Here is a 20,928-nt window from a genome sequence, read left to right on the forward strand (position 1 = left end):
CCGTCGCGGCGCCACCCCGACGGGTCGGGGTTCTCGGCAGGGCGCGGCACGGGGGCGAGGTCCCCGAGCGCGGAAAGGGCGGGGTGGTGCGACGCCGGCGCGCGGGCCGGGCCGAGGAGTTCCGCGGGGGTGGGACCCGGCGGACCCTGTCGCCCGTCCCCGGGCCAGAGGGCGTGGGAGAAGGCGCCAGCCGGTGGGCCGCCTCCGTGGTTGTCGGTCCCCCGTGACAGCATCCCCGGACTGTGCAGACGATGAGTGGTTCGGCCGCGACCAGGCTCGCGCTCGGGGCGCAGGGGTTCACCGACGCCCGACCCACCGGCAGACCCACGAGGCACCACCTCAAGCGGGTGCTGAAGCGGGTCAGGCTGCTCCAGCTCGACTCGGTCAACGTCGCCGTACGAGCCCACTACATGCCGGTCCTGAGTCGGTTGGGTCCCTACGACCGGGCGCTGCTCGACGACGCCGCCTGGACCGACAGCCCCGCCCGGCCCCGGCTGCTCGTCGAGGACTGGGCGCACGAGGCCAGCCTCGTGCCCGTCGCGGACTGGCCACTCCTGGGCTGGCGGCGGGAGGCCTACCGCCAGCGGTACGAGCACCACCGGGCGGCGCTGGAGGAACGCTCCCCGGGACTCGCCGACGAGGTGCTCGACGCGGTCAAACGCCTGGGACCGATCAGCGCGGGCGCGCTGGAACGGGAGCTGACGGGCGCCGGTTCGGGGTCGCGCGGCGGGTGGTGGAACCGGAGTGACACCAAGAACATGTGCGAGTACCTGTTCGGGGTGGGCGCGTTGACCACCGGCACCCGGCGGTCCTTCGAACGGCGCTACGACCTCCCCGAACGGGTGCTCCCCCCGACCGCGTTCGCCCGGACCCCGCCGGACCGGGACGAGGCCGCGCGGGAACTGGTGCTGCGGTCGGCCGGGGCCCTCGGCGTCGCCACGGAACCAGACCTGCGTGACTACTACCGCCTGCCGACCTCGGCGTCGAAGGCGGCCGTCGCGGAGTTGGTGGACGCCGGATCGCTGGAGGCCGTCGAGGTGCGCGGCTGGGACCGGGCCGCCTACCGGTTGCCGGGCGCCAGCGTTCCCCGTCGCGTGGAGGGCCGCGCGCTGCTGTGCCCGTTCGACCCGCTGATCTGGCGACGGGAGCGGGCGGAGCGGCTGTTCGGCTTCCATTACCGCATCGAGATCTACGTGCCCGAGAGCAGGCGGGTGCACGGGTACTACGTCTTCCCGTTCCTGCTCGACGGTGAACTCGTCGCCCGCGTCGACCTCAAGGCGGACCGGGCCGCCGGGGTGCTGCGGGTTCCCGGGGCGTTCCTGGAGGAAGGCCGACCGGTGGCCAGGACCGCCGCGGAGCTCGCGGGAGCCCTGCGGGAGATGGCGGAGTGGTTGGAGCTCGACGGTGTCGTGGTGGGAGGGCGAGGGGACCTCGCGGATCCCCTCGCCCGGGCCGTAGCGGGTTCGGACGGGGGCTGACCCCGCCCGCGGCCCGTGCGGGGCCCGCCGGTTCACCGGCGGTCAGGAGTCCCCGGTGCTGGCCACGAGCACCCGACCCATGCCGGACCTGGCCCGTACGCGCAGACCGACCTCGCCGTCCGAGGGTGGGCGGTCGGACACGGCGAGCGCGCTGCGGAAGCCGCCCAGGGGGGCGTGCACGTCGAGTTCGGTGTGCACACCCCTGGCGATGCCGATCCGGAGCTGGCCGGTGCCCGTGGTCAGCCGCAGGTTGCCCTCGACGGCCTCGGTGACGGTGATATCGCCGGCGCCGGAGCGGACCGTGACGTCGCCGCGCACGGTGCCCAACCGCACCCTGCCCAGGCCGGTGCGGATGGCGGTCCGCCCGCTCACCTCGGTGAGTTCCACCTCGCCGGCCCCGCTGTGCACCGTCGTCTCGCCCCGCACGCGGGTCAGCCGGACCCGCCCAGCGCCGCTGCCGACGTCCACCCGGCCGTCCGAGGCGTCGGCGCGCACCTCGCCGGTGCCCGCCCGCAGGTCCAGCCCGGCGGCCTCCCCGGTCACGGTGACGTCCCCGGTCTCGGTGCGCACGGTCACCCTGGAGCTGCTGGGTACCCGCACCAGCAGGGACATCGGAACTGACCGCAGCGGCAGGCTCTGGGGTGAACGGACCAGGAGCCGGTTGTCACCGTGGTCGATCCGGGTGCGCTCGATCGCCTTGGCGGCGAGGTCGACCGAGTCGCCCTCGGCCCGCTCGGTGGCCCAGCCGACGATGTCGAGGAGGCCGCCGGCCCACCCGGCCCCCCGGTCGGGAGCGTGTCGGAGCTCGGCGCTACCGCCGCTGGCACCGCCGAGTTCGACGGTGACGTCGCAGTCGGCGACGCCGATGTCCAGGTCCACGGGCCCGTCGGCCTCGAACTCCACCCGTCGGTACCGGGCCTGCCTGGCCTGCCCGTCGTGGTCGCTGTCGGTCGTCATCGTCGTCCTCACGGTCGTCGTCGCCTTGGAGGCGGGGAGGGGGTGGGTGAGGGGCGCGCGCGGCGCCCTCGGTGCGGGCGGCAGGGGGGAGGAAGGGCTCAGCCTCGAACCCAGCCGTGCACCCCGCCGTCGCCGTCCCGGTCCCGCCCGGTCCCACGCCGGTCCTCCTGCCCGCCGGGCCGCTCACCCCGGGGAGGTGGACCTCCCCGGTGCGCCTGACCGCTCCAGGGGCCGTGCAGGGCACCCTGCACCGCCTGGGCGACCCACGAGTTCAGCGAGACGCCCTGCGTCGCGGCGGCCTGCTCGGCCTTGGACTTGATCTCGTCGAACAGTCGCAGGGTGATCCGGCTGATGTCACCCTCGGCGGGGGGCGGGGGCGGGGGCGGCGGGGGTGGGGGAGCGGACTCCGGGTGCTCGGCCGACTCGGTGGCGGGACCACCGACCGGGGTGACGACGACGTTGACGTCCCGCCCGCTGATCCGCACGTCGACGACGTGGTCGTCCAGGTTCGACGTGACCTCGGCGGCGAGGTCGGAGAGCGCGTTCATCAGCGCCAGTCGGACCGCGGGTTCCACCGCTCCGGCCAGCAGCGTGGCCGCCCGCCTGGTCTCCTCGTCCCCGGCGGAGGCCGCCGAGGCGAGGTCCTTCCTCAGTTGAGCGACGTACGGTGAGAGATCCATGACACCACTATGACATCACCGATGGCGTCATTCAAGGAGAAATTGACGCACAGGTGGTGTCATCAGGGGAGGGTGGGTGGTGTCGTCGCCGTGTCGGACCCTCGCCGGACCCCCGCCCGATCGGGCTCCTCCTCCCACCTCGAAGGCCCCGAGAGCAGGGCGGTTAGGCTGCCGGGCGGGCTGCAAGCCGCCGCCCGGATCGGGAAGCGGTCCGGAGCCGATCGTTGAGGGAGTCGTTGGGCCGTGACCGAGCTGGTGTCGCCGAAGGTGCAGTTGATCGCCAAGACGGAGTTCACTCCGCCGGCCGACGTGCCCTGGGAGACGGACGCCGAGGGTGGTGAGGCGCTCGCCGAGTTCGCCGGCCGCGCCTGCTACCAGTCCTGGCGCAAGCCCAACCCGGCCACCGCCACCAACGCCGGCTACCTCCGCCACATCCTCGAGGTGGGCCACCTGTCGGTCCTCGAGCACGGCACCGTCAGCTTCTACTTCACCGGCGTCTCCCGCTCGCTGACCCACGAGCTCATCCGGCACCGCCACTTCTCCTACTCGCAGCTCTCCCAGCGGTACGTGCCCGAGCGCAAGGCCGCGATGGTCGAACCCGACGTCATCGCCGAGGACCCCGAGCTCCACGCGAGGTTCCAGGCCGCCGCCGAGGCCAGCGTCGCCGCCTACAACGAGCTGCTCGCCGGGCTGGAGGAGAAGTTCGCCGACCTGCCCAACGCCACCCTGCGCCGCAAGCAGGCCAGGCAGGCCGCCAGGGCGATCCTGCCCAACGCCACCGAAACCCGCATCGTGGTGACCGGCAACTACCGCGCCTGGCGGCACTTCATCGCCATGCGGGCCACCGAGAGCGCCGACGTCGAGATCCGCGCGCTCGCGGTCGAGTGCCTCCGCCAGCTCCACAAGGCGGTGCCCAACGTGTTCGGCGACTTCGAGATCTCGGCGCTGCCCGACGGCACCGAGATCGCCTCCAGCCCCTACGTCACCGAGGGCTGACCCGAGGCGACCTCGGGCACCGGGAACGGCCTCCCGGCCCACCGACCGCTCCGGCTCACCACCGACCCACGCGACCACCTGATCCCGCGCTACCCACCCGACACCCCCGGCCGCCCTGGCCGGTCCGGGCCTGGTGTCGGTTGACCAGGACCGAGGCGGAGCTGTCGGTGGTGCGCCCCGCGGCGGGCGCCCCCACCGCACCCGCCGTCGAACCGGGCTGGCGGCTGCTCGCCGTCGACGGCCCCCGGACCTTTCCCTCACCGGCGTGCTCGCCGGCCTGGCCACCACCCTCGCCGAGGCCGGCGTCAGCCCTGTTCGCCGTGTCGACCTTCGACACCGACTACCCGCTGGTGACGTCCGACCGCCTCCCGGGCGCCCGCCGGGCCCTCGCCGCCGCCGGCTACCTCGTGGAGGGTGAACCCGCTGGCCAGCGCCCGTGAACCCGCCACGAGGGCGGGCACGCGCGGTGCCGGGTTCCACACGGCGAGCTGTCGCCTGCCGCTGCCGCCCGACCCGGGGGTGAGGCGGTAGCGTCATGGGCATGACCGGATGTCCCACCGCCTCGCCCGGCAGGCCCTTCGGCCGGGTGCTCACCGCAATGGTGACGCCGTTCGACGCCGACGGCGCCCTCGACCTCGACCTGGCCCAGGAACTGGCCGTACACCTGATCGACAACCAGGGCAACGACGGTCTCGTCGTCAACGGCACCACGGGGGAGAGCCCCACCACCACCGACAAGGAGAAGGCCGAGCTCATCCGCGCCGTCGTCGCCGCCGTCGGCGACCGGGCCACCATCGTGGCCGGCGCCGGCACCAACGACACCGCGCACTCGACGCAGCTCGCCAGGGACGCCGAGAAGTCCGGTGCGCACGGCCTGCTGGTGGTCACCCCCTACTACTCCCGACCGCCCCAGGACGGGCTGGTCAGCCACTTCACCGCCGTCGCCGACGCGACCGAGCTGCCGGTGATGCTCTACGACATCCCGCCCCGCTCCGTCGTGCCCATCGAGGTCGACACGCTGCGCACCCTCGCCGAACACCCGAGGATCCTCGCGGTCAAGGACTCCAAGCACAACATGTGGGCCGGCAGCGAGGTGATGGCCACCACCGACCTCGCCTACTACTCCGGAGAGGACCCCCTCAACCTGCCGTGGCTCGCCGTGGGCGCCGTCGGGTACGTCAGCGTGATCGGCCACGTCGTCGCCGACCGGCTCCGCGTCATGCTCGACGCCTTCGAGGGCGGCGACCTGGCCAAGGCGCGCGAGGTCCACCACGGCCTCCTCCCCGTGTACCGGTCGATGAACCAGCTGGGCGGAGTGATCTTCAGCAAGACGGCGCTGCGGCTCTGCGGCTACGAGACGGGCCAACCCCGACTCCCGCTGCCACCCGCCTCCGAGGAGGACGTGCGGCTCATCACCGCCGACCTGTGGGAGGCCGGCCTCGTCCTGGTCAACCCCGACACCGTCGCGGGGGTGGCAAGCCAGTGACCGAAACCTCCCTGCCACCGCTGACCGCACCCGACCAGGCGTTGCCACCGCACCGGGGACCCGGCCCCACCAGCCCGCCACCACCACTGGCCGAGGGCGGGATGCGGGTGGTCGCCCTGGGCGGCATCGGCGAGGTCGGACGGAACATGACCGTCTTCGAGTACGACGGCCGGCTGCTGGTGGTGGACTGCGGTGTCCTCTTCCCCGAGGACGACGCCCCAGGCGTGGACCTGATCCTCCCGGACTTCCGCGCCATCGAGGACCGCATCGACGACATCGAGGCGCTGGTCCTCACCCACGGGCACGAGGACCACATCGGCGCCGTCCCCTTCCTGCTGCGACTGCGCCCGGACCTGCCCGTCGTCGGTTCCCGGTTCACGCTGGCCCTGCTCGCCGCCAAGTGCAAGGAACACCGGCAGACCCCCCACATGCGGGAGGTGCGGGAAGGGGAACGCACCAGGCACGGTGCCTTCGACTGCGAGTTCTTCGCCGTCAACCACTCCATCCCGGACGCGCTGGCCGTCGCGCTGCGCACACCCGCCGGGACCGTGCTGCACACCGGGGACATCAAACTCGACCAGGTACCGCTGGACGGACGACTCACCGACCTGGGCGGGTTCTCGCGGCTCGGCGACGAGGGCGTCGACCTGTTCCTCGTCGACTCCACCAACGCCGAGGTGCCCGGCTTCGTCCCCCTCGAACGGGACATCGGCCCGGTGCTGGACGGCGTCATCGGCAAGGCCACCCAACGGGTCATCGTCGCCTGCTTCGCCAGCCACGTGCACCGCGTCCAACAGGTCCTCGACGTCGCCGTCGCGCACGGCCGGCGCATCGCCCTGGTCGGCCGCTCGATGGTCCGCAACATGGGCGTCGCAGCCGACCTCGGTCTGCTCCAGGTGCCGGACGGCCTCCTGGTCGACCTCGACGCCGCCATGCGGCTCCCCGAGGACCAGGTGCTCTTCGTCTCCACCGGCTCCCAGGGCGAACCGCTCTCGGCGCTCTCCAGGATGGCCAGGGGAGAACACCGCCAGATCAGCATCAAACCAGGGGACACCGTCGTCCTGGCCAGCTCGCTGATCCCCGGTAACGAGACCGCCGTGTTCGGCGTCGTCAACGGCCTCACCCGCCTCGGCGCCAACGTCGTCCACCAGGCCAACGCGAAGGTCCACGTCTCCGGGCACGCCTCGGCCGGCGAGCTGCTCTACCTCTACAACGCGGTGCGCCCCACGAACGTCATGCCCGTGCACGGCGAGTGGCGGCACCTGCGGGCCAACGCCGAACTCGCCGAACTCACCGGGGTACCCGCCGACAGGGTCGTCCTCGCGGAGAACGGCGTCGTCGTCGACCTCGTGGACGGCCTGGCGGGCCGCACCGGGCGCGTCGAGGTCGGCCAGGTCTACGTCGACGGCCTCTCCGTCGGCGACGTCGGCGAGTCCACCCTGTCCGACCGGCTCATCCTCGGCGAGGGCGGCTTCATCGCCATCACCGTCGCCGTGGAGGCCGCCACCGGGCGCGCCGTCGCCCCGCCCACCGTCTCCGGGCGGGGGTTCTCCGACGACCCGAAGGCGCTCGACGAGGTCGTCTCCCTCGTGGAGAACGAGCTCTCCCGCACCGAGGCGGAGGGCATCAACGACACCCACCGCATCGCCCAGGCGGTGCGGCGCGTGGTGGGGCGCTGGGTCGCCGCCACCTACCGGCGTCGGCCGATGATCGTCCCGACCGTCCTCCCGGTCTGAGCGAGGAGCCGGGCCGGGCGACGTCCGGCCCGGCTCCCCGCCACCACGACCCGCCCCGCCCCGCCCCTCCCGCCCCGCCCCTCCCGTCCCGCCCGTCCCGTCCCGGCCGCGACGCACTCAGCCCGGTGCTTGCCTTCGCCGCCGGACTGTGATCACCATCGCGGGACGACACGCACACGGTGAGGCGGTGGTGACGGTGGGGCTGGCCGAGGAACTCCGGGCCCGGGTCGCGGGCGAGGTCCTCGCGGACTCCGCCACGAGAGCGGTCTACAGCAGCGACGCCTCCAACTACCGGCACGTGCCCAGAGCCGTCGTCCTGCCCCGCGACGCCGAGGACGTGGCCGCCACCCTCGCCGTCTGCGCCGAGCAGGGCGTCCCCATCACCCACCGGGGCGGTGGGACCTCCATCGGCGGGCAGGCCTGCGGTCCCGGCGTCGTCCTGGACCACTCCCGCCACCTCAACCGGCTGCTCGAGTTCGACCCGGACCGGGGGACCGCCAGGGTCGAACCCGGACTGGTCCTCGACGACCTCCGCGACGCCACCCTGCCCCACGGCCTCACCTTCGGCCCCAACCCGTCCTCGCACAGCCGTTGCACCATCGGCGGGATGATCGGCAACAACGCCTGCGGCTCCTCTGCCGTCGCCTGGGGGACCACGGCGGACAACGTCGTCGACCTCGACGTGCTGCTCGCCGACGGAACCCGGCTGACCGTGTCCGACCTCGACTCGGCCGGCCCCCTCACCCGACCCCTGCGCGCCCTCGTCGACCGGCGGCGGGCCGCCCTCCGCACCGGGTTGCCCACCCTGCCGCGCCGCGTGTCCGGGTACGCCCTCGACGCCCTGCTGCCCGAGAACGGGGAGGACCTGGCCCGCGCGCTCGTGGGCAGCGAGGGCACCTGCGTCACCCTGCTCGGCGCCACCGTCAGGCTGATCCGCCCGCCCGCCGTGCGCGTGCTGGCCGTGCTGGGGTTCCCCGACGCCTTCGCCGCCGCCGACGCCGTGCCGGCCATCCTCCCCCACGGCCCGCTCACCGTGGAGAGCGTCGACCGCGCCCTGGTGGAGGCGCACCGCGCCGTCCACGGCCCCTCCGCCGCCACCGAATCCCTCCCCGACGGCAACGCCTGGCTGTACTGCGAGACCGGCGGCGACACCCGGGCGGAGGCCGTGCTCCGCGCGGAGGGGCTGGCCCGCGACCTCGACGTTCCCGCCGTCGTCCTCGCCGAGTCCGCCCACCAGCGGGCGTTGTGGCGCATCCGGGAGGAAGGCTCGGGCATCGCGACGAGGATGAGCGACGGCACCGAGGGCTACCCGGGCTGGGAGGACGCCGCCGTTCCCCCGGAACGGCTCGGCGACTACCTGCGGGACTTCGAGGCGTTGCTCGGGCAGCACGGGCGACGCGGCATCTACTACGGGCACTTCGGCGAGGGGTGCATCCACGTCCGCCTCGACTTCGACCTGATCAGCTCGACCGGGGTGCGCGGCTTCCGCGAGTTCATGCTGGACGCCGCCGACCTCGTCGCCGGGTACGGCGGATCGCTCTCCGGCGAGCACGGCGACGGCCAGGCACGCGGCGAACTACTGACCCGCATGTACCCGGCGGAGGTCATCGACGCGTTCGGCGAGTTCAAGGCCGTCTTCGACCCGGACCGGCTGCTCAACCCCGGCCAGATCGTCGACCCGCTGCCCCTCGACGCGAACCTCCGCTGGCCCAGCGAGGACACCGTCACCGTCCCGGTGGACACCATGTTCAGCTACCCCCACGACGGTGGTTCCTTCGTCGCCGCCGCCCGCCGCTGCGTCGGAGTGGGGAAGTGCCGCAACACCGGGGGCGGCGTGATGTGCCCCAGCTACCGGGCCACCCGCGACGAACGCCACTCCACCCGGGGCCGGGCCAGGGCGCTCGTGGAGATGCTGCACGGCGAGGTCATCCGGGACGGGTGGCGCGCGGAGGAGGTCCACGAGGTCCTGGACCTGTGCCTGTCCTGCCGGGCCTGCCGCTCCGAGTGCCCGGTCGAGGTCGACATGGCCACCTACAAGGCCGAGTTCCTCCACCAGCACTACCGCAACCGGATCAGGCCCGCCGCCCACTACTCGATGGGGTGGCTGCCAGCGCTGGCGGTGCTGGCCCAGCCGTTCGCCCGCCCCCTCAACGCGGCGCTGTCGGCCCGCCCGGTCGCCTCGGCCGTCCGCCGACTCGGCGGAGTGGACCCCCACCGGGACCTCCCGGTGTTCGCCCCCGAAACCCTCACCCGCTGGTTCCGGCGCCGCGCCCCGCGCCCACCCGCCGCGGGCGGACGCCGGGTGCTGTTGTGGCCGGACACCTTCACGAACACCTTCAGCCCGGGGGTCGGCCGGGCCGCCGTCGAGGTCCTGGAGGCCGCCGGCTACACCGTCGAGCTGCCCAGGGAACGGGTGTGCTGCGGGCTGACCTGGGTGAGCACCGGGCAACTCGGCATCGCCCGGCGGGTGATGCGTCGCACCGCCCGCGTCCTGGCCCCCTACGTCCAGGCAGGTGTCCCCGTGGTGGGCCTGGAACCCAGCTGCACCGCCGCCCTCCGCACCGACCTGGGCGAACTCCTGCCCGGGACCGGCTGGCTCGGTGAAGGAGTCCGCACCTTCGCCGAACTCCTCGTCGCCGACGACCTCGACTGGCTGCCCCGAGGAGCGGAGCGGGCAGCGGTCGCCCAGACCCACTGCCACCAGTCGGCCGTGCTCAGCACCGACCCGGACCGCACGCTGCTCGACCACGTGGGGGTGCGGGCCGACTTCGTCGACGGGTGCTGCGGACTGGCCGGGAACTTCGGCTTCGAGAAGGGACACCACGAGGTGTCGATGGCCTGCGCCGAGGACTCGCTGTTCCCGGCCGTGCGGGCAGCCGAGTCGGACACCCTGGTGCTCGCCGACGGGTTCAGTTGCCGGACGCAGCTCGCCCAGGGCCTGGGGCGGGACTCCTCGCACCTCGCCGAGGTGCTGCGGGACGCGCTGCGGGCGGCGGCAACGCGGGGCGGAACGCCGGCGAGCTGACGGGTCGCGGAGGGCTGGGGAGGCCAGCGGGCGCGAGGAGAGCGGGCTCCGTCCGGACCAGCCCGGGACGAACGCGTGTCGTCGCCCGCCGTTCCCGGCCCGGGAGCAGGACTGCACGCGGCCTCCTCTCCGGGCGGAGCACGGTGCTCGGGGCGGCCAGGGCCGTCGGGGCGCGGCGTGCGACGTGGAGCCTGGGCGTCAACGCGCGGAACCGGTGGCCCTACCAGCTCGCCGAGTGCGGATACCCTGACCGGACGAGGACGCGGCGGCGTGAGGTGCTCGGAAAAGTGAACGAGAACCGAGCGTGCCGCCCCTAACGCCGCAGGTCGGAAAGTGTCGTCCCCGCGCACGCGGGGCTGTTCCTCGACAACCGGGGGACACTGTTCCTCCCGGGCCGTGTCGTCCCCGCGCACGCGGGGCTGTTCCCAACATCCCGAAGTCGAAGGAGTCACCGAACACGTCGTCCCCGCGCACGCGGGGCTGTTCCGGCCTCCTGCTTCAAGTTCGTGAAGTCGTTGGCGTCGTCCCCGCACGCTGGGGGTGGTGCGGTTGGGTCGGCGAGTTGACGGTGCGGCCGGCGGGGTGGGCCGCCGGCCGTGCGGCCACCGGTACTGTCCTCAGCCCGCCTTGGCCCGTTCTCGGTCGGCTTCCGGGGACCACGGGCTGCGGCCCGTCACCGGTCGGGTCCCGTCGTGGAACGCGGGGCGCAGCGGTTCCCGGTGGCGCAGCGGGCGCAGGCCCCTGCTGATCGCCCGCATGATGCGGTCCCGGGCCCGCACGGCGTCGCCGGGGCGGCCCGACTCCAGTCCGGACAGTTCGACCGGGTGACCGAAGTGCACCCGGAAGGTGGGACGCCGGCGCATGGCCTGGAACCACGACCGGAAGAGGATCCACAGGTCGGCCCGGCTCTCGATCCGCAGCGTGCCCCAGCACACCGCCTCGTGCGCGCCCCACTGGCTCACCGGTACCACGGGAGCCCCCGAGGCCAGGGCGATCCGGGCGACCCCCGTCTTGCCCCGCTCCGGCCACAGGCCCGGATCGAGGCTGATGCGCCCCTCCGGGTAGACCAGCACCGGCGCGCCCGAGCCCAGGGCGCTCACCGCCGTGCCGATGGCGTCCCCCGCCGTGTCCTTGCCCCGGTTGACCCGCACGTGGCCGCAGCGGCGCATCACCGGACCGAGCACGGGGGCGTCGAACAGCCCGCCCGTCGCCATGAAACGGGGCGCCACCCCGATGCGGCGGCAGGCCGCGACCAGCACCAGCACGTCGAAGTTCCCGATGTGGTTCGCCGCCAGCAACAGGGGCCGCCCCCGCAGCCTGGCCGGCACGTCCCCGGTCACGACCAGCCTGCCGGTCAGTCCGACGAGGAGGCTCGCCACTGGCATCAACGCCCGCCAGAGCGGCGGGACGTGCCAGCGCCCTCCGGAAGCGGGGACCGGCCGAGCCGGCGGGACGGGGTACCTGGTTCGCGGTGCCGAACCGGTCGGCCTGGGCGCGAGTGCAACCATGACGCAGCAGCATGGCAGCAGTGCCGGAGGTCACCCAACCGGGATACCCCTCGTGCCGGCCACGGCACGAGCTCGTCCCAGGCGGAGCCGGGTCCGTTGTGGTTCGTGTGACCAGCGGTACGGCGTACTACGGTATGGGGCATGGCTGGCCGGACCACGACGACAGGACGTAGCTCGAACCGGAAGGGCGGCTCGTCGAAGTCCGGCGGCACCCGGTCCGGCACCCGGTCCCGCTCCGCCGCCGCCCGGAAGAAGAGCCGTCCCAAGGGGGTCCGGGGCGGCTGGTCGGTGCTGGCACGCGGTGTCGGTGGCATGGCCAGGGCGGTCGGCCGCACCCGGGACCTCGACCCGGCGCACCGCAGGGACGGCGCGGCCATGGTGTTGATCGCGTTGGCGATCGTCACCGCCGCCGGTGTGTGGTGGCGGGCGGGCGGTCCGGTCGGCGAGTGGGTCGACGTCGCGCTGCGCAGCTTCGCGGGCCTGGCCGCGGCGGTGGTCCCGGTCGTGCTGTTCGGCACCGGCATCGCCATGTTCCGGCACCAGTCCCTTCCGGACGCGCGGATGCGCCACGTCCTCGGATCGCTGCTCATGGGGCTCGCCGCTCTCGGCATCCTGCACCTGTCCACCGGAGCGCCCCAGGAACCGGCCGCCTGGCGGGAGTCGGCGGGCGTCATCGGTTTCGTGGCGGGCGGGCCGCTCGGGCAGGGCCTCACCGGTCCGGTCGCCATCGCCTTACTCGCCCTGATCGTCTGCTTCGGGCTGCTCGTCTTCACCGGGACGCCGGTCAGCCGGATCCCGGAGCGGTGGCGTGAACTCGTCGGTGACGAGGAACCCGCGCCCAGCCGCGGCCCACGACCCCGCCGTACCCGGGCGGCCGAGGTCGGGACGCGCGAGGACGTTGAGCCCGAGGAGGACCGGCCCGCCCGCCGCCCCCGCCGCCGGGCGGCCGCGCGGGAGGACGCGGATCCGGTGGGCGACACCGGGGAGGCCGAGGAGGTCGCGGCCGCCGAGCCGGCCCGGCCAGCCGCAGCGGCGGCCGCCGCCCGTGCGGTCGCGCACCCGCCGGCCGCCGACCAGGAGACCGGCGCCGGCACCGCCGAGCGGGCGAAGGGAACGCCCTTCACCGTCCGGGCCGTGGAGGGCGACTACCGGTTGCCGCCGCCCGAACTGCTCCGCGCTGGCGACCCGCCGAAGGCCCGCAGCCGCGCCAACGACGCCATGATCGACGCCATCCAGGGCGTCCTGGAGCAGTTCAAGATCGACGCGCGGGTCACCGGGTTCACCCGGGGGCCGACGGTCACCCGGTACGAGGTGGAGCTGGGCCCTGGCGTGAAGGTCGAGAAGATCACCGCGCTCACCAAGAACATCGCCTACGCGGCCGCGACCGACAACGTCCGGCTGCTGGCCCCCATCCCGGGGAAGTCCGCCGTGGGCATCGAGGTGCCCAACAGCGACCGGGAGATGGTGCGCCTGGCGGACGTCCTGCACTCGCCGACCGCCCTGGGGGACGCGCATCCCCTGGTGATCGGCCTGGGCAAGGACATCGAGGGCCACATGTTGACCGCGAACCTCGCGAAGATGCCGCACCTGCTGTGCGCGGGTTCCACCGGATCGGGCAAGTCGAGCTTCGTCAACTCCATGCTGGTGTCGCTGCTGGCCCGGGCCACCCCGACCGAGGTCCGGATGATCCTGATCGACCCCAAGATGGTCGAGCTGACCCCGTACGAGGGGATCCCGCACCTCATCACCCCCATCATCACGCAGCCCAAGAAGGCGGCGGCGGCGCTGGCCTGGCTCGTGGAGGAGATGGAACAGCGCTACCAGGACATGCAGGCCAATCGGGTCCGGCACATCGACGACTTCAACCGCAAGGTCCGGGACGGCGAGATCACCACGCCGCCGGGCAGTGAACGGGAGTACCGGCCCTACCCGTACATCCTCGCGATCGTCGACGAACTCGCGGACCTGATGATGACGGCCCCCCGGGACGTCGAGGAGGCGATCGTCCGCATCACGCAGAAGGCGCGCGCGGCCGGTATCCACCTGGTGCTCGCCACCCAGCGGCCGAGCGTGGACGTCGTCACCGGGCTCATCAAGACCAACGTCCCCTCGCGGCTCGCCTTCGCGACGTCCTCGCTGACGGACTCCCGCGTGATCCTGGACCAGGCGGGGGCGGAGAAGCTCATCGGCATGGGCGACGGCCTGTACCTGCCGATGGGTGCCTCGCGGGCGACCCGGATGCAGGGCGCCTTCGTGTCCGACGAGGAGATCTCCCAGGTCGTCGCCTACACCAAGGACCAGGCCCAGCCCCAGTACACCGAGGGTGTCACCGCCGCCAAGCCGGGTGAGCAGCGGGAGATCGACCCTGACATCGGTGACGACCTCGAGGTGTTGCTCCAGGCCGCGGAACTGGTCGTGACCTCCCAGTTCGGGTCGACCTCGATGCTGCAGCGCAAGCTGCGCGTGGGTTTCGCCAAGGCGGGTCGGCTGATGGACCTGTTGGAGACACGGGGAGTGGTGGGCCCCTCCGAAGGGTCCAAGGCGAGGGACGTCCTGGTGAAACCGGAGGACCTCGGCGGTCTGATGGCCTCGATCAAGGGTGCCCCGCCGGCGGAGGAACCGGCGGGCTGACCGTCCGTCGTCTCGGGGGTCACCGCCGGCGGGCGGTACCGGTGGTGGCGGGGACGTCGGTCGGGGGCAGGGCGATGGGTGCCCGCGCGGCGTCCCGGCTCCCGTCCAGGTCGCCTGGCCGAGGGGACGCGACGCGTCGCTACCCGCTGGTTCCCCTGGGCCGTTCGGTGCCGGTCGCGCTGGGACGTTCGGGGTCACCGGTCGCGACGCTCGGCCCGGGGCACTGGTCCAGACCACTCGGATCGGGATAGCGTGCGGGCACACCACGGAAGGGAGTCCGCCGATGGCCGAGGTCGTGCTCAACGGAGTCGGGGTGAGCCCGGGACGGGCAGCCGGGCCGGTGGTGCGGATCACCGAACCGGTGCTCGATCCGCCAGCCGGCCCGCCGCCCGTTGATCCGACCGCCGAGGCCGCCCGCATCCGGCCGGCCGGCGCCGCCGTGGCCGGTCGCCTGCGTGCCCAGGCCGCGCGGGCGGAGGGCGAGTCCGCCGAGGTGTTGGAGACCACCGCCGTGATGGCGGAGGACCCCTCCCTGCTCGGGAAGGCGGAACAGCTCGTGGCCAGCGGTCCGCTGCCCGCGGCCAGGGCGGTGCACGAGGCCGCCGAGGAGTTCGTCACCGCGCTGCGCGCGGCCGGCGGCTACATGGCGGAACGGGCCCGGGACGTGATCGACGTCCGGGACAGGCTCGTCACCGAACTGCTCGGGCGGGCGGCGCCGGGCATCCCGGTGTTGGACCAGCCGAGCGTGCTGCTCGCCAGGGACCTCGCTCCCGCGGACACCGCCGGTCTCGACCCGTCGGTGGTGCTCGCCCTGGTCACCGAGGAGGGCGGTCCCACCAGCCACACGGCGATCCTCGCGCGTTCCCTGGGGATCCCGGCCGTGGTCGCCTGCCAGGGAGTGCTGGAGCTGGACCCCGCCGCCCTCGTCGTCGACGGGGGCCTTGGCACCGTGGTGGAGGCGGCCCCGGAGGTGACCGTCGTGACCGCCGACCGGCCGCCGGAGGCGCACTGGGACGGGGTCGGCCGCACCTCGGACGGCCACCAGGTGGCGTTGCTGGCCAACGTCGGGTCCGCACCGGACTCGGCGGAGGCGGTCCGGGCCGGCGCGGAGGGTGTCGGGCTCTTCCGCACCGAGTTCTGCTACCTCGGGGCCACCCGGGAGCCCTCGGCGCAGGACCAGCACGAGGCGTACCGGCGGGTCCTGGCCCCCTTCCGGGGCAAGCCGGTGGTCGTGCGCACCCTCGACGCCGGGGCCGACAAGCCGATCCCGTTCCTCGACCAGCACGGGGAGCCCAACCCGGCGCTCGGTGTGCGCGGGCTGCGGCTCGGACGGGTCCACGAGGACGTGCTGGACAGGCAGTTGGGCGCCATCGTCGCCGCGGCGACCGACAGCGGAGCGGTCGTCTCCGTGATGGCCCCGATGGTGGCCACGCCGGCCGAGGCCGCGTGGTTCGCGGCCCGGGCCAGGGCGGCGGGGGTGGAACGGGTGGGGGTGATGGTCGAGGTGCCCTCGGCCGTGCTCACCGCCGACGAGATCCTGGATGTCGTCGACTTCGTCAGCGTGGGGACCAACGACCTGGCCCAGTACACCCTGGCGGCGGACCGGCAGCTCGGCGCGGTCGCCCAGCTCACCGACCCCTGGCAGCCCGGCCTGCTCCGCCTGCTCCGCCTGCTCGGGCGGTCCGCCGGGGCGGCCGGGAAGCCGGTGGGTGTCTGCGGGGAGGCGGCGGCGGATCCCGACCTGGCGGCCGTCCTCGTCGGCCTGGGAGTCAGCAGCCTGTCGATGAACCACCCGGCGTTGGCGCCGGTGGGCGCCCGGTTGGCCGGGGTGGACCTGGCCCGCTGCCGGGCGGCGGCCGAGGCGGCGTTGGCGGCGGCGGAGCCCTCGGCCGCCAGGGCCGCCGCCCGGCTGGAACTCGCCCGGCGCTGACCAGTCGGGAGCGGTGGGTGGGCCTGGTGGTGGTCGTCCGCCGCACCCGGGCTGGGCCCGACCCGCCATCGGCCCGGCGGACCAGCTACCGGTGGTCGGGACGGTCGGACGGTCCAGGGCGCGGTGGTCGCGTGCCTCCGACTCCGACCCCGTCGTCCCTCATCCCGCTCGGGGCAGGTCGTCGCCCGCGCCGTCCGCCGCCGGAGCGGCGAGCAGCCGACGGATGTCGCGGACGGCGTCGCGACCCGCCCGGTTCGCTCCGACGGTGCTCGCGGAGGGGCCGTATCCGACCAGGTGGACCCGGGGGTCGGCCACCACCCGCGTCCCGTCCATGACGATCCCGCCGTGCCGGGTGCGCAGTCGCAGCGGGGCCAGGTGGTCCAGGGCGGGGCGGAAGCCCGTGCACCACAGGACGACGTCGACGTCCTCGTGGTGCCCGTCCGGCCACGCCACGCCGGTGGGGGTCAGCCGCTGGAACATGGGCCGTCGTGCCAGTCGCCCCGCCTCCCACGCCGCCAGGGCGTCCGGTGGGAGTACGAGCCCGGTGGCGCGCACGACGCTGCCGGGCGGTCGCCCCGCCCGCACCTCGCGGTCGACCGAGGCCACGGCCTCCCGCCCCCGGTCCTGGTCGAAGGGTCCCCGGCGGATGTCAGGCGGGTTCCTGGTCACCCACACCGTGCTGGCCACCTCGTCGATCTCCAGCAGGAGTTGGACGGCCGACGACCCGCCGCCGACGACCACGACCCGCTGGCCCGCGAACTCCTCGGGACCCCGGTAGTCGGCGGTGTGCAGCTGTCGGCCACCGAACAGTTCCTGCCCGGGGTACCTCGGCCAGAAGGGGCGGCGCCAGGTGCCCGTGGCGTTGATGAGGGCCCGCGCCGCGTACCCGCCGTCGTCGGAGTCGACCAGGAGCCGGCCGGCGGGTCCGGGGCGCACCGACCGCACCATGACCGGGCGTCGCACCGGGAGGTCGAACTCGCGCTCGTAGTCGGCGAAGTACCGGGGCACCGCCACGGCGGCGGCCTCGCTCTCGTCGACGGCGGGGACGGGCATGCCGGGCAGTTGGTGGATGCCGTGCACGGTCCGCATGGTCAGGGTCGGCCACCGCTCGCCCCACGCGCCACCGGGCCGGGTCGCCCCGTCGAGCACCACGAAACCCGAGCCGGGCGGGAGACCGGCCCTCGCCAGGGAGTGGGCGCTGGACAGCCCGGCCTGCCCCGCACCGATGACGACGACGTCGACCCGCGTGACCTGGGAGGTGCTCACGCCCACCTCAACACCCGAACGGCCGTGGAGCTTCCCGCGCTGGTGGAGCCGGGCCGGCCAACCGCCGTGAGGGGTGGTGGCCGCGTGCTCCCCACCGCTCGGAGCGCCGCACCGAGGGGACGCCGGGCGGAACCCCGTGCCGAGGCGGGGGCGGCCGGTCGGTCGTTCGGCGGGAGACCCGCCGGCTCCGGCCGACCCGAGGTGGCCCGCACCCCGGATCCCCCCACCGGCGCGGACGGTCCTCGTCCCGCCACCGGGAGCGCCCAAGCCCCAGGCGGGCCACGGCCGTTGTCGCCGGCCGACCCGAGCGTCCCCGCGGAGGGGGTGCGCCGCCGCTCGCCAGCGGTACCGCCGGCACGCGGCGTGGGGAGTGGGCTGCCCGGGGAGGAGGTGGAAGTCAGTGCTCCCGGTGGGCCTTCCGCCACAGCATGCCGGCGGCGCCGTGACCGTGGTGTTCGGTGGCAGCCGATTCGTCGTGCCGAGCTCGACCACCGTGCCGACCGAGGTGGTGCCACCCCTCGTGCTTCCCGTGCCCGTGATGCCGCCGGGACTCGTGGTGCCCGTGGTGTTCGTGACCGCGCCCCTCACCGGCTCCGCGGTGCCGGCAACGCCCGTGGTGCGCCGCCGCACCGCCGGCGCGCAGCAGTGCCTTGCGCCTGCGGTGCCGCCGGAGGGCCGCGCGGTGCACGACCCCTTCCACCACCATGCCCACGCCAGCGCCCACCAGCCAGATGTCCTTGGCCAGCGGGAGCCCCTGTTCGGTGGGACGAACGCTGCCCTTGTGCCGCGTCCCGGGAGTCCGCAGGTACATGCCCACCAGGCCGGCCGAGAAGGCGGTCAGGCCGACCCCCGCCACCCCGGTCGGAACCAGGGGGATGAGCAGCGCGGCACCGAGGCCGATCTCGGCGGTCGAGAGGAGCCGCACGAACTGCTTCGGCTCCATCGACTTCAGGAACGGGTAGGCGCCGGCCGCCGCGCCGTGCAGACCGGCGGCAGCCTCGTCGTCCGCGTCCCGCTTGCTCAGACCCGAGTTGAGGATGAAGGTCCCCGCCGCGAGCCGGCTGGGCCAGTGCCCGAGGCTGGTCATCGGTCGTATCACACGCACCTCCGACGGCGTCGCCCGGCCGGTCCGGGCAGCCTCCCGACGCTAACCCCGCCCCACGGCGGCGGCCAGCCGACGACGGCTTCGGTCGGTACCGGTCTGGGCCGGGAGGGCACCCCGGGCGGGAAGCGCGGTCCGAGCCGTTCCGTTCCGCGAGCGGTGCCGATCCGCCCGCCGCACGCCGGGGTTCTCGGGACCCGTTCGCGCGGCGGGGAGGACCCGCCGCGCGGCCACCGGGCCTCGGTCAGCCGTCAGCGGTTGGTGTCGCCGAGCACCGGGGGAGCCACCATCCGCCCGTCCCCGAAGATGTCGTCGGTCTCCTGGAGGAACGAGGCACGGGTGTGCTCCTTGTCCTCGGCGTTCTGCCCGCCTCGGCCGCCGCCGGCACCCATGCCGCCGCCCATACCGCCACCCATGCCACCGGCACCCATACCGCCCATGCCCCGGGCGCCGCCCATACCCGCACCGGGACCGCCCGCGCCCGAGCTGCCACCAGGGCCGAAACCACCGCCGCCCCCGCTGCCGCCCGGTCCGAAGCCGCCGCCACCGGGGCCGAAACCTCCGGGGCGCATGCCACTACCCGGGCCGCCCCCACCTGGTCCACCGCCGAAGCCGCCGCCACCAGGAAGCCCACCGAGCGGGCCGGGGAGACCGCCGCCACCGGGGCCACCGCCACCCGGTAGCCCTCCGCCGGGGAACCCACCCCCCGGGCCACCACCGCCCGGCAGGGGGGGCAGGTTGCCGCCGGGCAGGTTGCCGCCCGGGTAGTTCGGGTTGTTGGGCACCCAGTCGGGGCGGACGTTGCCCGGGCCGTCAGAGCCAGGGGGGTTGCCGCCGGGGTAGTTACCGCCGGGAAGGCCGCCGCCCCCGCCGCCGCCACCACCGCCGCCAGGAAGTCCACCGCCGCCACCGGGCAGACCGCCCCCGCCGCCACCGCCACCGCCACCGGGAAGGCTTCCCCCGCCGCCGGGCAGGCCCCCGCCACCGCCGGGAAGGCCGCCACCGCCGCCGGGCAGGCCCCCGCCGCCCGGACCGTCGCCCGGCCGGCCGTACCGGTCCAGGCTGCCCTCACCGACCGGGGTGCGGATGTTGGACCGGTCGACCGTTCCGTCACCGTCCCCACCCGTGATGGAGGGCGGCGGAGCGAACGCGGGCATGCTGCTGTCCGTCGTCTGGAAAGTCGACTCCAGCGTGCCCATGACCTGCACGGCCTCTTCGTGCGCGGCGACGGCGCGTTCGTAGGTCTCGACGGCCTCGTTGCCGATGGCGATCATCTCGAGCGGGTTGGCCGTGGTCAATATCCGCCGTTGGAACTCGGCCCGGTCGTATTCGACCGGTTCCGGCATCCGTTGTCTCGCCTCGGACGCGGCGAAGGCCTGCTGTTCCACCTGCGCGGACGTGGCGTGGTACGCCTGGCTGCTCTCCCCGGTCCACTCGCCGAGGGAGGCGACGGCGGCGAAGGCCGCGTCGGCGGACTCGCCCTCCCAGTCGGCGCCGTTGTCGGCGAGTGACCTCAGCTCCTCGAAGTCCTCGACGAACTCGTTGCCGATGCTGTTCCAGGTCTCGCCGACAGCGTGGGTGTGCTCGGGCTCGTTGCCCTCGTCGACCCACTGCTTGAGCTCCGGGTGCCCCGACGAGGCGTAGTTGTGGCAGCTCGTGAGCATCGGGTCCCGGTGGTCCAGACCCTGGTTGAGCTTCTCGCCCCGATTCCTGATCAACTGGTTGTTCATCCAGGTCGAGGGCAGTTTCAAGACATCCCCGAAGGACTCCAGGGTCGGGCTTTCCTGTCTCTGGTACTCGGACTGCGTGAAGTCTGGTTCCTGGGTTTCGGCGTCGGTCATGGTGCTGCTCCCCGAAGTGCTGGCCGCAACAAGGAAATCACCGTTCCCCGACGAACCCGGACCGGCTCTCCCCAGCTTGGTCCGGATGCCCGGAGGTCGTCGGTCCGTGCGCGGCGGCCGGGTGCGCACGGGCGGCGGGACGCCCCGCCCCCGCTGACCGCCGACGTGGTGCCGGTCGCCCCCGTCGTCGGAGGAACGGTGGCCGTGATCGCGTGGTGGTCCTTGGTGCTGTCTGGTCGTGTGGACGTGCCGACCGGTCGCCCGCCGCCGGGGCGGACGGGACGCCGGTCTG

General features: G+C 74.1%; 14 protein-coding genes. 8 read left to right on the forward strand and 6 right to left on the reverse strand.

The annotated features are described in order from the left end of the window. Positions 1-242 precede the first annotated feature (242 nt). Entirely contained in the window at positions 243-1,478 is a 1,236-nt protein-coding gene (locus C1701_RS19845) for a winged helix-turn-helix domain-containing protein (protein WP_026419980.1), read from the forward strand. A gap of 42 nt (positions 1,479-1,520) precedes the next feature. Here the strand turns inward: C1701_RS19845 and C1701_RS19850 are convergent, their stop codons facing one another. Continuing rightward, complete coding sequence (locus C1701_RS19850) at positions 1,521-2,435, reverse strand: DUF4097 family beta strand repeat-containing protein (RefSeq protein WP_051314220.1); 915 nt, start codon at positions 2,433-2,435, stop codon at positions 1,521-1,523. A 98-nt stretch (positions 2,436-2,533) separates the two neighbouring features. Continuing rightward, positions 2,534-3,115, reverse strand: coding sequence for a toxin-antitoxin system HicB family antitoxin (locus C1701_RS19855; RefSeq protein WP_026419981.1), 582 nt, complete (start codon positions 3,113-3,115; stop codon positions 2,534-2,536). 243 nt (positions 3,116-3,358) lie between these two features. Between C1701_RS19855 and thyX the strand changes: the two genes are divergently transcribed. From thyX to C1701_RS19880, 5 genes are all read left to right on the forward strand, one after another. Beyond that, positions 3,359-4,111, forward strand: coding sequence for an FAD-dependent thymidylate synthase (gene thyX / locus C1701_RS19860; protein ID WP_026419982.1), 753 nt, complete (start codon positions 3,359-3,361; stop codon positions 4,109-4,111). 140 nt (positions 4,112-4,251) lie between these two features. Continuing rightward, the gene (locus tag C1701_RS19865; protein WP_051314221.1) at positions 4,252-4,551 is read left to right on the forward strand and encodes a hypothetical protein; all 300 of its coding nucleotides are present in this window, start codon (positions 4,252-4,254) and stop codon (positions 4,549-4,551) included. 101 nt (positions 4,552-4,652) lie between these two features. Further along, on the forward strand, positions 4,653-5,597 hold the full coding sequence (dapA, locus tag C1701_RS19870; RefSeq protein ID WP_051314255.1) for a 4-hydroxy-tetrahydrodipicolinate synthase: 945 nt from the start codon (positions 4,653-4,655) through the stop codon (positions 5,595-5,597). Between the two features lie 101 nt (positions 5,598-5,698). Further along, a complete protein-coding gene (locus C1701_RS19875; RefSeq protein ID WP_103057119.1) occupies positions 5,699-7,333 on the forward strand; it encodes a ribonuclease J in 1,635 nt (544 codons plus the stop codon). Positions 7,334-7,520: 187 nt separating this feature from the next. Next, positions 7,521-10,358 carry an FAD-binding and (Fe-S)-binding domain-containing protein gene (locus C1701_RS19880; protein WP_337661839.1) on the forward strand — a complete coding sequence of 946 codons (2,838 nt, stop codon included), beginning with the start codon at positions 7,521-7,523 and terminating at the stop codon, positions 10,356-10,358. A gap of 617 nt (positions 10,359-10,975) precedes the next feature. On the opposite strand, the gene C1701_RS19885 is transcribed toward C1701_RS19880, so the two are convergent. Then, positions 10,976-11,743, reverse strand: coding sequence for a lysophospholipid acyltransferase family protein (locus C1701_RS19885; protein WP_030105824.1), 768 nt, complete (start codon positions 11,741-11,743; stop codon positions 10,976-10,978). A gap of 264 nt (positions 11,744-12,007) precedes the next feature. On the opposite strand from C1701_RS19885, the gene C1701_RS19890 reads away from it, so the two are divergent. Together C1701_RS19890 and C1701_RS19895 are read left to right on the forward strand one after the other, a co-directional pair. After that, positions 12,008-14,497, forward strand: coding sequence for an FtsK/SpoIIIE family DNA translocase (locus C1701_RS19890; RefSeq protein ID WP_211237582.1), 2,490 nt, complete (start codon positions 12,008-12,010; stop codon positions 14,495-14,497). A gap of 283 nt (positions 14,498-14,780) precedes the next feature. Then, positions 14,781-16,427 carry a phosphoenolpyruvate--protein phosphotransferase gene (locus C1701_RS19895; protein WP_030225441.1) on the forward strand — a complete coding sequence of 549 codons (1,647 nt, stop codon included), beginning with the start codon at positions 14,781-14,783 and terminating at the stop codon, positions 16,425-16,427. Between the two features lie 159 nt (positions 16,428-16,586). Here C1701_RS19895 and C1701_RS19900 read toward each other — a convergent pair whose 3' ends face one another. The 3 genes from C1701_RS19900 to C1701_RS27715 form a co-directional block, all read right to left on the reverse strand. Further along, positions 16,587-17,693 carry an NAD(P)-binding domain-containing protein gene (locus C1701_RS19900; RefSeq protein WP_051314222.1) on the reverse strand — a complete coding sequence of 369 codons (1,107 nt, stop codon included), beginning with the start codon at positions 17,691-17,693 and terminating at the stop codon, positions 16,587-16,589. Positions 17,694-18,090: 397 nt separating this feature from the next. After that, positions 18,091-18,780, reverse strand: coding sequence for a hypothetical protein (locus C1701_RS27710; RefSeq protein ID WP_245588905.1), 690 nt, complete (start codon positions 18,778-18,780; stop codon positions 18,091-18,093). A 266-nt stretch (positions 18,781-19,046) separates the two neighbouring features. After that, positions 19,047-20,636, reverse strand: coding sequence for a PPE domain-containing protein (locus C1701_RS27715; RefSeq protein ID WP_051712737.1), 1,590 nt, complete (start codon positions 20,634-20,636; stop codon positions 19,047-19,049). Positions 20,637-20,928: the final 292 nt, after the last annotated feature.

It is taken from the genome of Actinoalloteichus sp. AHMU CJ021 (assembly GCF_002895405.1).
GTDB classification, from domain to species: domain Bacteria; phylum Actinomycetota; class Actinomycetes; order Mycobacteriales; family Pseudonocardiaceae; genus Actinoalloteichus_B; species Actinoalloteichus_B caeruleus.

Bases quoted from the DNA above. Each gene is read 5' to 3' on its own strand.
- dapA (WP_051314255.1), top strand. From the start codon at position 4,653: ATGACCGGATGTCCCACCGCCTCGCCCGGCAGGCCCTTCGGCCGGGTG.
- C1701_RS27710 (WP_245588905.1), bottom strand. From the start codon at position 18,780: ATGACCAGCCTCGGGCACTGGCCCAGCCGGCTCGCGGCGGGGACCTTC.
- C1701_RS19875 (WP_103057119.1), top strand. From the start codon at position 5,699: ATGCGGGTGGTCGCCCTGGGCGGCATCGGCGAGGTCGGACGGAACATG.
- C1701_RS19890 (WP_211237582.1), top strand. From the start codon at position 12,008: ATGGCTGGCCGGACCACGACGACAGGACGTAGCTCGAACCGGAAGGGC.
- C1701_RS19895 (WP_030225441.1), top strand. From the start codon at position 14,781: ATGGCCGAGGTCGTGCTCAACGGAGTCGGGGTGAGCCCGGGACGGGCA.
- C1701_RS19885 (WP_030105824.1), bottom strand. From the start codon at position 11,743: ATGCCAGTGGCGAGCCTCCTCGTCGGACTGACCGGCAGGCTGGTCGTG.
- C1701_RS19850 (WP_051314220.1), bottom strand. From the start codon at position 2,435: ATGACGACCGACAGCGACCACGACGGGCAGGCCAGGCAGGCCCGGTAC.
- C1701_RS27715 (WP_051712737.1), bottom strand. From the start codon at position 20,636: ATGACCGACGCCGAAACCCAGGAACCAGACTTCACGCAGTCCGAGTAC.
- C1701_RS19855 (WP_026419981.1), bottom strand. From the start codon at position 3,115: ATGGATCTCTCACCGTACGTCGCTCAACTGAGGAAGGACCTCGCCTCG.